General features: G+C 45.0%; 12 protein-coding genes. 2 read left to right on the top strand and 10 right to left on the bottom strand.

What is annotated here, in order from left to right; translation table 11 throughout:
* Window positions 1–230 precede the first annotated feature (230 nt).
* Window positions 231–1640, bottom strand: coding sequence for a replicative DNA helicase (gene dnaB, locus GKR74_RS00605; RefSeq protein WP_036955040.1), 1410 nt, complete (start codon window positions 1638–1640; stop codon window positions 231–233).
* 212 nt (window positions 1641–1852) lie between these two features.
* Here dnaB and GKR74_RS00600 point away from each other — a divergent pair, with 212 nt between their 5' ends.
* A complete protein-coding gene (locus GKR74_RS00600; protein ID WP_154602084.1) occupies window positions 1853–2836 on the top strand; it encodes a quinone oxidoreductase in 984 nt (327 codons plus the stop codon).
* An 82-nt stretch (window positions 2837–2918) separates the two neighbouring features.
* Here the strand turns inward: GKR74_RS00600 and GKR74_RS17885 are convergent, their stop codons facing one another.
* The 6 genes from GKR74_RS17885 to GKR74_RS00575 all read right to left on the bottom strand — a co-directional run bounded on the left by GKR74_RS17885 (window position 2919) and on the right by GKR74_RS00575 (window position 9367).
* Window positions 2919–3089: a hypothetical protein gene (locus GKR74_RS17885; RefSeq protein WP_195848743.1), complete on the bottom strand. Its 171-nt coding sequence runs from the start codon at window positions 3087–3089 to the stop codon at window positions 2919–2921.
* A 97-nt stretch (window positions 3090–3186) separates the two neighbouring features.
* Window positions 3187–4212, bottom strand: coding sequence for a tRNA dihydrouridine(20/20a) synthase DusA (gene dusA / locus GKR74_RS00595; RefSeq protein ID WP_154602083.1), 1026 nt, complete (start codon window positions 4210–4212; stop codon window positions 3187–3189).
* A gap of 184 nt (window positions 4213–4396) precedes the next feature.
* Complete coding sequence (locus tag GKR74_RS00590; protein ID WP_154602082.1) at window positions 4397–4870, bottom strand: DUF6882 domain-containing protein; 474 nt, start codon at window positions 4868–4870, stop codon at window positions 4397–4399.
* Between the two features lie 16 nt (window positions 4871–4886).
* Entirely contained in the window at window positions 4887–5822 is a 936-nt protein-coding gene (gene uriH / locus GKR74_RS00585; protein ID WP_154602081.1) for a uridine-preferring nucleoside hydrolase UriH, read from the bottom strand.
* Between the two features lie 99 nt (window positions 5823–5921).
* The gene (locus tag GKR74_RS00580) at window positions 5922–8081 is read right to left on the bottom strand and encodes an ornithine decarboxylase (protein ID WP_154602080.1); all 2160 of its coding nucleotides are present in this window, start codon (window positions 8079–8081) and stop codon (window positions 5922–5924) included.
* Window positions 8082–8353: 272 nt separating this feature from the next.
* Window positions 8354–9367: a mechanosensitive ion channel family protein gene (locus tag GKR74_RS00575; protein WP_154602079.1), complete on the bottom strand. Its 1014-nt coding sequence runs from the start codon at window positions 9365–9367 to the stop codon at window positions 8354–8356.
* Between the two features lie 142 nt (window positions 9368–9509).
* Here GKR74_RS00575 and GKR74_RS00570 point away from each other — a divergent pair, with 142 nt between their 5' ends.
* Window positions 9510–9917 carry a DUF2750 domain-containing protein gene (locus tag GKR74_RS00570; protein ID WP_154602078.1) on the top strand — a complete coding sequence of 136 codons (408 nt, stop codon included), beginning with the start codon at window positions 9510–9512 and terminating at the stop codon, window positions 9915–9917.
* 43 nt (window positions 9918–9960) lie between these two features.
* Here the strand turns inward: GKR74_RS00570 and GKR74_RS00565 are convergent, their stop codons facing one another.
* From GKR74_RS00565 to rbsK, 3 genes are all read right to left on the bottom strand, one after another.
* The gene (locus tag GKR74_RS00565) at window positions 9961–10977 is read right to left on the bottom strand and encodes an aldose 1-epimerase family protein (protein ID WP_195848742.1); all 1017 of its coding nucleotides are present in this window, start codon (window positions 10975–10977) and stop codon (window positions 9961–9963) included.
* Window positions 10978–11040: 63 nt separating this feature from the next.
* Window positions 11041–12348, bottom strand: a complete 1308-nt coding sequence (gene fucP, locus GKR74_RS00560) for an L-fucose:H+ symporter permease (protein ID WP_154602076.1) — start codon at window positions 12346–12348, stop codon at window positions 11041–11043.
* A 161-nt stretch (window positions 12349–12509) separates the two neighbouring features.
* Complete coding sequence (gene rbsK, locus GKR74_RS00555) at window positions 12510–13430, bottom strand: ribokinase (protein ID WP_154601062.1); 921 nt, start codon at window positions 13428–13430, stop codon at window positions 12510–12512.
* Between the last annotated feature and the right edge of the window lie 68 nt (window positions 13431–13498).

The raw sequence follows: 13498 nt of genomic DNA, 5'->3' as shown, positions 1-13498 counted from the left end.
AGCAAGGCGGTAAACGAAGCCATCCCTAGGAGCATACACAAGTATGTGACTAGGGTGGTTGAGAGCAACCAACACAGCTACAGCTCAAAATATGACGAGCCTTACCAGCCTCTAAATAATTCGCACTGGGGCTAGGCGGCAAGAGAAGCTAAGCCTGGGGAGCATACATAAGTATGTGACTCAGGTTAGCGAACGCAGCCAACAACGCCACAGTGTGAAGTATGACGAGATTATTCGTCGTCGTAAGCTGGCCCCGCATAATTATCAAACCTCGACCACTGCCCATTAAACGTCAGCCTCACCGTCCCTATCGGGCCGTTACGCTGTTTACCTAAAATAATTTCTGCGACCCCTTTGAGGTCGCTGTTATCGTGATAAACCTCGTCACGATAGATAAACATAATTAAATCGGCGTCTTGCTCGATGGAGCCTGATTCACGTAAGTCGGAGTTGACTGGACGTTTGTCTGCACGTTGCTCCAAGCTACGGTTTAACTGGGAAAGCGCCACCACTGGCACGTTTAATTCTTTCGCTAACGCTTTAAGAGAACGAGAAATTTCAGCGATTTCCAATGTACGGTTATCGGACAACGCAGGCACGCGCATTAACTGAAGGTAGTCGATCATAATCAGGCTTAACCCGCCGTGTTCGCGATAAATTCGGCGAGCACGAGAACGGACTTCTGTTGGCGTTAACCCCGATGAGTCATCGATGTACATATTGCGTTTTTCCATCAATATGCCCATGGTGCTCGAAATTCGTGCCCAATCCTCATCATCAAGCTGCCCCGTACGGATACGGGTTTGGTCAACGCGAGACAGTGATGCAAGCATACGCATCATGATCTGGTTGCCGGGCATCTCCAAACTGAAGATAAGGACTGGTTTTTCTTCGGTCATTGCCGCATTTTCACACAAGTTCATCGCAAAGGTGGTTTTACCCATGGATGGACGCGCGGCAACAATAATTAAATCTGAGCCTTGTAACCCTGCGGTTTTCTTATCTAAATCTTGATAGCCCGTGGAAACCCCGGTGACACCATCATGAGGCTGCTGATAAAGCTGTTCAATTTTTTCAACGGTTTCCGACAAAATCGCTTCGATCCCTTTCGGACCTTCATCTTTATTTGCGCGCGATTCTGCAATTTGGAAAACTTTGGTTTCCGCGAAATCGAGGAGATCTTCACTGCTGCGGCCTTGTGGGTCATACCCAGCATCAGCAATATCATTGGCGACGGAAATCATATCTCGCACAATGGCACGTTCACGGACGATATCCGCATAAGCATTGATGTTCGCCGCACTTGGGGTGTTTTTCGATAATTCAGCTAAGTAAGCAAAGCCCCCAACACTGTCCAATTCACCTTGCTGTTCAAGGGATTCTGACAAGGTGATCAAGTCAATAGGCTTGCCCTGCTCAAGCAGGATTTGCATTTGTGCAAAGATAGTGCGGTGAGGACGACTAAAAAAATCCGCTGATGTGACACGCTCGGAGACCGTGTCCCAGCGTTCGTTGTCTAACATCAGTCCCCCCAATACAGACTGTTCCGCTTCGATAGAGTGCGGCGGAAGTTTTAAGCCTTCCATTTGCTGATCGCGCGGTGGGTTTGTCTTGTAATCTGAGGAGGGTTTTTTAGCCATACTTGAAATATCCACGTCTATAATTAACCAACAGTTAGTATACGCCAATCTTAGGTGTCATGTGGCGTCTTTATTGTTATCTGCACAAGATATTATTGCAGGCACAATCTTAACGCAGCGCACAAACCGATAATTCTTCTCATTAAAGCATCGCGTTATGATGGAGCAATTGATACTGTTAATAAAAACAAACTCACTCATTGGAGATGATCATGGCAAAACGTATTGAATTTTCGCAACATGGTGGTCCTGAAGTTCTCAATTTTGTCGACTATTCCCCGAATGCGCCGGCTGAAAATGAAATCCAAATCGAAAACCGTGCAATTGGTATTAACTTTATTGATACCTACGTACGCAGTGGACTGTATCCAGTAGCAAGTTTGCCATGTGGACTAGGCACAGAAGCGGCCGGTGTAGTGGTTAAAACTGGCTCCCAAGTCACCGGTTTCAAACCGGGTGATCGCGTCGTTTACGCACAAGGCCCTCTCGGTGCATACAGTGAAGTTCATAATGTGCCCGTCAATGCTGTGGCACACTTACCCGATGGCATCACCTTCGAACAAGCGGCAGCCTGTTCGCTTAAGGGGATGACAGTTTACTATCTGCTCAATCAAACCTACCAAGTTCAAAAAGATGAAGTTTTCTTATTCCACGCTGCAGCAGGTGGTGTTGGTCTAATTGCTTGCCAATGGGCAAAAGCGTTAGGTGCGAAAATGATTGGTACCGTTGGCTCTGAAGAGAAAGCGCAGCGTGCGAAAGCAGCAGGCGCATGGGAAGTTATCAATTACCAAACCGAAAACATCGCTGAACGCGTAAAAGAAATCACTCATGGCGAAAAAGTGAATGTGGTGTATGACTCTGTAGGTCAAGCGACTTGGCTGGCTTCTTTAGATTCACTGAAACGTCGCGGTTTAATGGTGAGCTTTGGTAACGCGTCTGGCGCCGTAACTGGGGTTAACTTAGGGATCTTAAATCAAAAAGGCTCCCTGTACGTGACCCGCCCATCATTAGGTGGCTATGTCACTAACAGACAAGAGTTAGACCAAGCCAGCAAAGCCCTGTTTGACATGATTTTAAGTGGCAAAGTGAATGTGGATGTGCCGGCATCTCAAATTTTTGCGCTAAAAGATGCCCAAAAAGCCCATCAAACACTGGAACAACGTAAAACCCAAGGCTCAAGCTTGCTCATTCCTTAATTCATAAAAAAGCGCCAGCTATCAATAACTGGCGCTTTTAAAATTCTAACAACGGCAATTTTACTCACTTCAGTTGCACTAATTAATAATGCCCTTTGCGTGCTTGCTGCTCTTTGTAGATCTGCTGGTTCTCTTTAATGGTGTTTAGCACCGTTCCTTCATAGGGATCTTGCTTTGGTGGTTCTCGCATCTGCCCACCTGACCCCGAACATCCAGCAACTAGCAGCAAAGAAGTTACTATTAATATTTTCATCTGCTTTTCCCCCATTCATTCATGAGTTTTATCATAGCATGCAGATAATCCTATTCAGCCCGCATCAACCAAAATTGCAGTTTCATTTAAGTAATGTTTACTCGCCGCGAGTTACAAACGCGAGCGCTTGTTCGACCACAGATAAGTCAGCACCTTGTTTATGGGCATTTTCGCTTAAGTGGCGACGCCATTGACGAGCCCCCGGAATTCCTTGAAAAATTCCTAACATATGACGAGTCATGTGCCCTAAATAAGCCCCGTTAGACAGCTCTTTTTCGATGTATGGATACATACTGCGAACAGCAGCAACGCTATCGACAATTGGCATTGTTTCATCAAACAATTGATTATCTACCGCGGTTAAAATTGACGGATTTTGATACGCTTCACGACCCACCATCACGCCATCTAAATATTTTAAATGCTCTTTGGCTTCTTCGAGGGTTTTAACGCCCCCATTAATCGCCATGGTGAGATGCGGAAAATCGCGTTTTAATTGGTATACGCGAGGGTAATCCAGAGGGGGAATTTCACGGTTTTCTTTTGGGCTTAATCCAGATAACCACGCTTTGCGAGCATGGATAATAAACATGTCACAGTCCCCTTTTGTGGAGACCGTATCAATGAATTCGCATAAAAATTCGTAGCTATCTTGCTCATCAATCCCAATACGCGTTTTCACCGTCACAGGGATAGATACCACATCACGCATCGCTTTGACACAATCTGCGACCAGTTGAGCATCTGCCATTAAACACGCACCAAAGCGTCCGTTCTGCACGCGGTCTGATGGGCAACCGACGTTCAGGTTGATTTCATCGTAGCCACGTTCTTGCGCTAATTTTGCACATTGCGCTAGAGCCGCAGGGTCACTGCCGCCCAATTGCAAGGAAACTGGGTGCTCTTCTTCGCTATAAGCAAGGTAGTCGCCTTTGCCATAAATGATCGCACCCGTCGTCACCATTTCGGTGTACAGCAACGTATTTTTCGTTAATAAGCGATGGAAATAACGGCAATGACGGTCGGTCCAATCAAGCATAGGCGCAACCGAGAAGCGGTTAAGATTTTTGTAACCATCTGTTGTTGATGGTGTATTTTGTTCTATCGTTTGATTTTGTTGCATGTTGGTCTTTTGGCGTTGATATCGAATTTAAGGCTTATGCTGTTGTGAAATAGCAAAAGAAAGCCGCATTTTAACAGCTGGCTTTCTTTTGTCATAATAAACTATTGCCATAATAAACTGTGCAAGTCGTTTTTGAGGAGTTAGTGACGCCCTTTTTATCAACAATAAAAAAGGCGTTTATGGCTTAGATTTTTTGAAGGGAAATTTGGCCGAATGTCATAAAAATCAGTGTACTACCTGCAACGCCACGATAAACACCTTGTTGCTCATTTAACTCACAAGCCAATGCCGCCAACTGCCATGCATCATACTCTTCGATATCACTCACTCGGGAAGTTAGCAAGCTATTATCTTGGCGCTCGCCGTAGGATTTAACCGCAATCGCATCCTGCATTAATGATGGGTCAATAGAGCTATTCGCCCAGCCCCACATCCAGCTCCCCACATTTTGGTCATAAGTACCAACGATTTGCACGGGTGCCGTCACCATTATATTGTCCGGTGCATGGAAAATAATGGTGCCTTCATCTTGATCCACTGACCAACTGGCTTCATCCAGTTTCCAATTATCGCAATGGAACTGGTTTTTCAATTGCAGGGAATTCATGCTGCGTTCAATTAATGCCTCGTAAGGCATCTGTTCTAATTCACTATTCATGTTAAATACGATTCCATTAACCAATATTCTTCAGTGCGTCGATGACCATCTGCCAAAACTTATCGCGGTCTAATTTCACGGCAACCTGCGTATGGCAATCCGCTGGGGCTGGATGGCGAAAATCGGCCACCGTCATACCGAGAGTCAACGTTCCCGTTAATTCGATGTCCACAGGGACTTTCTGGGTAGTCATCACTGACGGGTCAATCACGTAGGCAACGGCACAAGGATCATGCACCGGAGGCGCATCAAAACCCTGAGCCTGTTTATACATTTTGCCGAAGAAATCCAGCAATTCGACGACAAATTTTGAGCATTTCGTGTCTATTTCAGCAATTTTCGCCACCACATCTGGCGTTGCCAGTGCTTGGTGAGTGAGATCCAAACCGACCATGGTTAACGGCCACTTTTCATTAAAAACGATATGCGCCGCTTCTGGGTCAATCTTGATATTAAATTCCGCGACTGGGCTCCAATTTCCCACATGGTAGCCACCGCCCATCAACACCACTTCCTTCACGCGCTCCACAATCCGAGGTTCTAACCTTGCGGCTAATGCGATATTGGTCAGCGCCCCCGTAGGCACTAAGGTAACGGTTTTTGGTGGGTGGGACATGATCGTATCGATGATCAAATTCACCCCATGGCGTTCATCCAACGCTAACGTTGGTGTTGGAAGCTCAGGGCCATCCAACCCAGAATCTCCATGGATATCGGGTGCCACTTCCACTTCACGCACTAATGGGCGCGCAGAGCCTGCTGCAAAAGGAATACCGCGAATATTCGCCATTTCAGCAATGGCACGGGCATTACGGGTGACTTTTTCGAGAGTTTGGTTGCCTGCAACCGTGGTGACGGCGAGTAAATCGATGTCTGGATTACCGTAAGCCAGTAGCATAGCGATGGCATCGTCATGCCCTGGGTCACAGTCTAAAATAATCTTTTTCGTCATAGGGTTGCCTTATCGTCAATCGGGATCCACATTTCGCGGATCCCAATTTAGCTATCTCATTCGGCAAAATCTATGCTTGATGTCTGAATACGAGGAAATTTATTTCAAAACATGCGCATACACGCGTTTTGGCCCATTTTCATTTTTCGAAATATAGACCCCTTGCAGCTCAGGTGCAAAACCCGGCAAGGCATTAATTCCCGCTTCCAGCGCTTTAAAATACTGAAGAACAGGCCCTGACCACACTTCACCCGGCACCACACACAGCACGCCCGGCGGATAAGGCAACGCCCCTTCTGCGGCAATACGCCCTTCTAGTTCATCCAGCGGCAGTAACTCTACATTGCCACGAATAAACTCTAGGTGTGCCTGTTGTGGATTCATTTTCACCACAGGGAAATGTGCCTTTCGGAACATCTCTTTTTGCAGCTGTTTAATATTAAAATCCACGCTTAATTGATGCATTTCTTGGCATAATCGACGCAGAGTATACCCTTGATACTGTTCCTGATAACGCTGATACACTGACGGCAATACGTCTTCAAATAACGCATCTTCATCCAGAAGCTGCTCGAAACGCACTAAATGAGAAACCAGCAGTTCGAGCTTTTCACGTGATTCCGCTGGGGTTAACAAGAACAAGATGGAGTTCAAATCGCATTTTTCTGGGATCACGCCGTGCTCACGCAGAAAATGCGCCAAAATCGTGGCAGGAACCCCGAAAGACTCATACTCCCCGCTTTCAACATCAATCCCCGGCGTCGTCAACATCAGCTTGCAAGGGTCAACGAAATATTGATCCTGCGCGTAGCCATCAAACGCATGCCAACGCTCTTTCGGAATAAAATTAAAGAAACGCTGTTCCGACGCAATTTGCTCGGTTGGGTATTCATGCCACGGCTTGCCATCCACTAACTCTGGCACAAACGGTCTAAAGTGACGGCAGTGTTTAATAATGGATTTTCTAACTTCAATCCCTTGCCTCACACACTCCATCCACATCATTTCCCCCGCTTCCCCTTGGTGCATACGCGCATTCACATCCAATGAAGCAAACAGCGGGTAAAACGGGCTGGTAGAGGCGTGCATCATAAACGCATTATTCAGTTTCTTATGGGAAACAAAGCGCTCTTGGCCTTTGATATGATTATCTTTTTTATGGATCTGTGACGCTTGGGAAAAGCCCGCTAACTGTTTGTGAACCGATTGAGTCACCATAATACCGGGGTCATTCTCGTTCAGTTCCAGCAGTAACGGCGAGCATTGGCGCATCATCGGAATAAACTGTTCGTAACCCACCCACGCGGAATCAAACAGAATGTATTCGCAAAGATGCCCTATCTTATCCACCACTTGTCTCGCGTTGTAGACCGTGCCGTCATATGTCCCGAGCTGGATCACAGCAAGGCGGAACGGTTTTTCTGCCTGTGCTTTTTCAGGCATCACTTCGCTCACCGCGTTTCTTAAGTATTCTTCAGTAAAACAGTGGGCATCAATCCCGCCAATAAAACCAAATGGGTTACGTGCCGTTTCTAGATAAACGGGTGTTGCCCCCGCTTGGATCAGGGCGCCATGATGGTTAGATTTATGATTATTGCGGTCAAACAACACTAAATCACCGGGTGTTAATAAGGCATTCAGCACCACTTTATTGGATGACGACGTACCATTAAGCACAAAGTAGGTTTTATCTGCATTGAACACTTTCGCCGCAAATTTTTGCGCTTCTTTGGCTGCCCCTTCGTGGATCAGCAAATCCCCCATCGCCACATCGGCGTTACACAAATCGGTGCGAAAGAGGTTTTCACCGTAGAATTGGTAGAACTGTTCGCCCGTTGGATGACGACGGAAAAATTGTCCGCCTTGGTGCCCGGGGCAGGCAAACGTCACATTATGACCCGCAGCATAATCCATCATTCGCGCAAAGAATGGCGGTAATAACTGTTCAAGGTATTGGTTTGCAGCATCCCGTAATTGGCGGCTATTCTCTTCACGCGCAGCAGGCGCTGGCGGTAATAATGCGGTCAAATAGTCAGGCGTTGGTGCATTGTCTGGTAGCTGCTTGTCACTAATGACAAACAGCGGAATATTGAGTTTACTGTCTGCAACTCTCTTCCACAGCCCTTGGTTGGCATCTTGTTCTGAGAGCACAACCGCAGCGATATTATTTAACTGTGCATCGCGAATATCTACCCACTGGAATTGACCCGTAAAATAGATAGCGACCCCCTGGCTACATGCCACATTGATTTTCTTCATAGCAGTCTGGCTCTTGGTTAGCTGAGGTAAAGAGGGGCTCAATATACTTGATAGATACTGAGATTGAAATAGTCAGAATTAATGCAAAATTATTCAGTTTTGCCTAGGGTGAATATTTTTTATAACTCACTGGTTAATAGTATAAAAATTTCCGGATAACCTCACCGGCTTTTTAGTCATAAACCATAAAAAATAGATTATTTGCAGATTAACCGACCGAAACAGACAATAATGACAGTGGATCAGTCGGTTAATTTTCGAGGACGACGAGGTTACTTGTTTCTTTCCACATACAGGGTTTGAGATGGATATGCAAAGTCCGCATTGTGACGCTTAACTATCTCAATAATTTTCAAATAGACCGCTTGCTGTGCATCCAGCCATTCAGCCCATACGGTGGTTTTCGTAAAGCAGTACACCATAATATTCAGGGAGGAATCCGCAAACGCATCGAAATAGACCAGCAAGGTTTGCCCTGTATCGATATTTTCATCTTGCTTCAGCATGGTGCGAATATCTTCCACAATCGCGCTAACTTTGTCGGAATCTTCATAGCGTAAACCGATTTCCGTTTTAATTCGTCGGTTGGTCATGCGCCCTGGATTTTCAACGCTAATGGAAGAAAACAGTGAGTTAGGAATATAGAGCGGGCGATGGTCAAACGTGACAATCTTGGTGATCCGCCAGCCAATCTCGACGACTGTCCCTTCAATATTTCTATCTGGCGAACTGACCCAATCTCCAATATTAAACGGGCGGTCGAAATAGAGCATGATCCCTGAGAAAAAGTTACTCAGAATATCTTTACCCGCCATACCGATGGCGATACCGCCAATGCCGCCAAAGGCCATTAAACCTGACAAACTCATGCCAAAATGTTCGCCAAATAACAGCATAATGATGACGATGACCGCGGTCTTAAATACGCGAGCAATAATCCTAGCAGAAGTTGGATCGCTGCCTTTTTTAATCTGTTTCTTCTCTAGGCGGTTAACCAATTGGAAGAATTTTCGCGTGATGATCAATGCGATCACCGATATGGCGACTAAATTAATCAGTGGTGTTGAAATAAAGGTTAAATCAAAGTCACTGGCTGCCATATCCACCGATTGAGCCGCCACTAACACCATCACGCACAGCACCATGGTTTGGATCACATGCACCAAAATGCTTTTTCGCTTATGTTTATGCCGCTTGTGTAAAACTTCAAAAAGCAAATACAACGCTAAACAGACGGCAATGATGGTCATGCCAATGGCATATTTTTCAAGTAATGCTTCTATCATGTCTATTGCCCTAAACTGACATTGAAAACTAATTTGCTGTGTAAAATATAACACTCTAAATAGTGAGTGAATAACTGCTAAGATATCAATTATTCATTTAATTTTCTCAATAATTATCAATTACTTTTCAGGTAGTCTAATAATGAACAGTGTCTATTTCTCACCTAAAAAACAAGAAATCCAAAATGTTCTACTACTGAATCCTCATCAACGATATGACTATTTTATCGGCAAGGTTGCGGATTGGGAGCAAGTATGGACATTGGGTAATCATGAGGGTTTAGTCACGGCTCAAGATGATAGCCCGTGTTTGTTTTTACCGTTATGGGTCGCAAAAGAGTATGCCGAATTATGCTTAACCGATGAATGGGCCGGATGTTCCCCGCTTCCTATGACATTGGAACATTTAATGACGGAAATATTACCTGACATGGCGAGCGCCAATATTAAAACGGCCATTATGATGCTACCCAATGGCAAGGGTACCCCAATATTTGATGCTCAGAGCGTGCTCGATGACCTACAAGAAGAGTGCCAGCAATATGAATAAAAGGCTGCACATTGGCAGCCTCATAAAAACTCAAAAACAAAATTTACTGTTCGACGCCTGTCGTCACAGTAAATTGGCGATTTTCTCCCGCCGCCAACCAAATCAGTGTTTGGTTATTTTTAGCAGCAATAAACCCTTCTGGGCGGCAGGTTGCTGGTAACACAAATGCCCCCACTTTTTGATCGCCATTATATAAAATCCAGCGAGTCGCATAATTCAGCTCATTGGCTTTAAAACGAGTCACAAAGGTATTACCTGCTGGTGAAGTCATCTTAAATTCAGGATTTGCAGTATATTGGCTCAGATTGTCCATAAAGAAGACAATTTCAGGGTCACACATTTGCGGTTGATTTAGCTGATTCAGCGTCACCTCGCCTGACTTGAGCGCTTGATTAAAATCGAGCCATTTTTGGGTTGGATGCACATGCCCAGGAATGGATTCACGCAGCTTAATCGCCTGCTCTGGGATATTCTGCGTTAACGTGGTGTCGTCCACATAGGCGTAGTTCATGTGGCACATATATTGAAGCGGCATTGGTACGGATGCCAAGTTAGTGACGGACATATGGATATCAAACAGTGCACTATCCGCATTTAATTGTACTGATGGCGCGGCACGATAATGGTGGCCAAAGCCCATCACATACTCATATTCACCGCACACTTTAAGGCTAGTTTCAGTCAATTCAAGCCATGCGCTATCCATTGGTGCGCAGGGCATTTCCCCGTGTAATGGGTGATTATCTTCTGGCGATGGGCAACCATTACTGATTATTCCAGAATGGAAGGCGAAGCAACCATAGGTTTCTATCACGGTTGGAACAGGCTTAGGTTCTGAAAACATATTTTCCATTTTCAGATTTTGCCCGCAAAACTCAGCATCCCAAATCATCTGCCCTAAAAATGGCAAAATGGTTAAATGCCCCTGCGAGTTTTCAATACGCAGCCCTTGCACGCCTGATTGATAGACAAATGCGGAAACGGAAAACTGGCTATTTTTCAAAACTAAGGTCGGTTTTTCCGTAAATAAGCGTTTATGTAACGGGATAATTGTGTTCATTGTCATACTCACGGTTTGAGGTAAAGAGGGGTAGGCGTAGCGCCTACCCTGAATTGCAATCTATTATTTGGCTTCTTGTTTCGCTTTAAAGCGACGTTCGCCAACGAAGTAAATGCCTACGTACACAAAGCACAGCATGGAAACTAAGAAAGAGAGTTGCAGGGAGTGAGTGATATCCGCGACATAGCCTTGGATTGCAGGTACAACAGCCGCACCAACAATCGCCATGACAATCACCGCACCCGCCATTTCAGTATGCTCGTTGTCGACGGTTTCCAAAGTGCCCGCATAGATAGTTGCCCAGCATGGTCCAAACAGAATACTGACTAATACTGCCGCATACACTGCGGTGAAGCTTGGCATAAAAGCCACATACACTAAGAACAGCACACCGATAATGGAATAGATAATCAGGACTTTATCGGCGTTAAAACGGGTCATTAAGATGTTGGCAATAAATTTACCGATAAAGAAACAAGCAAAGCTGTACACCATGAAGTTAGAGGCATCACGCTCGTTGATATCCCCCATTTCCAGTGCTAAACGGATGGTGAACGACCAAACGGCAACCTGCATTCCCACATAGAGGAACTGAGCGATGATCCCTTTTCTAAAGCGGCTGTTTTTAGCTAAGTATTTTAAGGTATCCAGTGCAGAAGGACGTTTATGATCCACCGTTTCTGCCACTTTACATTTCGGGAATTTAGTCAGTAAAAACAGGATCATCACAACAACCAATACCATGATCATATAACGGTAGGGTTCAAGAGTGTTTTCCAGCATCGCTAAACGGAATTCATGGATTTGAGTCGCATCCATAGTCGCCATTTGGTTTTGCAGGCTTTCCCCTTCGGAGAAGACCAAATATTTACCTAATAAGATCCCGCCAGCGGCACCGATTGGGTAGAAGGTTTGGCTGATGTTTAGGCGCAGAGTCGCGTACTGTTTTGGACCAATCATCGAACTGTAGGTATTGGCTGCGGTTTCAAGGAAGCTTAAACCAATCGCGATAGCAAAAATCGCCGCCAAGAACATGGTGTAAGTCGCCATATGAGACGCAGGGAAGAACATAGAACAACCCGCGATATACAAAATAAGCCCGATCATAATCGCGTATTTATAACTGGTTTTTTTGATAACCAAAGAAGCAGGAATGGCAATCAAGAAGTAACCACCGTAGAACGCACTTTGCACTAATGCAGAAGCAAAGTTACTGAGTTCAAAAACGCTTTTAAACTGTGTGATTAAAATATCGTTCAATGCTGCTGCGCATCCCCAAAGCGGGAATAAGCAGGAAAGTAGGATAAATTGGAATATAGGTGTCTTATTCAGGTACCCATCAGGTAACTGAGTTATATTTTTGATGTTCATATTAACCCTTAATAGTTTTTATAATATTTTTAACCGGTTAAACGGGCTTTTTTGCTCTAATGGCAACCTTCATTTCAACCGGTCATGCTCAACATCGTTCAAATTCAGAGCAAATATTGTGGGTACAGGTAATGCTTCTGGCGCTTGAAAGATGGTTAATACTAATTATTCAACTGCACAAACTCACTGAACTGCTCGATACTTGGGTAAGAAGATTGTGTGCCTTTTCCGGTAACGCTAAAGGCTGAAAACAGAACGGCTTTTTTCATCGCCTCTTCAATATTGCCGGTGTGAACATAGTAATGAGAGAAGCAACCAATAAACGCATCGCCAGCCCCGCTGGTATCAATCGCGTTCACTTTGATAGCAGGAATGAACAGTTCGCTTTCACGAGTCATCCATAACGCACCTTTATCACCTAAAGTCACAATCAGGTTTTTCAGGCCTTTGTCTAACAGGGATTGTGCAGCACGACGCACGTTATCCATGGTATCTACTGGCATATTGGTCAGAATTTCTAACTCAGTTTCATTCGGTACAAAGAAATCACAGCGGCATGCGTAATCTAAATCCAGTGCGCGTTGTGCTGGCGCTGGATTAAGTAACACAGGAATGTTGTGCTTATTACCAAAGGCAATCGCGTGGTAAACCGTTTCCAGCTGCACTTCCAGCTGCAATACGATCAATTTGCACTTTTTCAGATCTTCCGCGGCGCGGTCGATATCTTCAGGGGATAAAAACTTATTCGCCCCTTTGACAATCAAAATGCTGTTCGATGAGTTTTGATTCACAAAAATCGGCGCAACACCACTGGAGGTACACGGTACCTTTTCCACATAGCGAGTATTGATGCCATAAGACTCAAGATTACGAATGGTGTTATCCGCAAAAATATCGTCGCCTACTTTAGTGAGCATAATGACTTTGGAGTTTAATTTTGCTGCGGCAACAGCTTGGTTTGCCCCTTTACCGCCACAACCGATTTTGAAGGCTGGGGCTTCGAGGGTTTCCCCTTCTTTAGGCATTTGATCAATGTAGGTGATCAAATCGACCATGTTTGAACCGATAACTGCTATATCCATAATGTCCCTCGTGTTAAATAAATCACATAATGATATAATCCTAACATTATCATGTTGCAAAAATATCA

Origin of the sequence: Providencia sp. wls1914, assembly GCF_009706645.1 — a bacterium.
Lineage (GTDB): Bacteria > Pseudomonadota > Gammaproteobacteria > Enterobacterales > Enterobacteriaceae > Providencia > Providencia zhijiangensis.
This window is presented reverse-complemented; position numbering and strand designations above follow the sequence as displayed.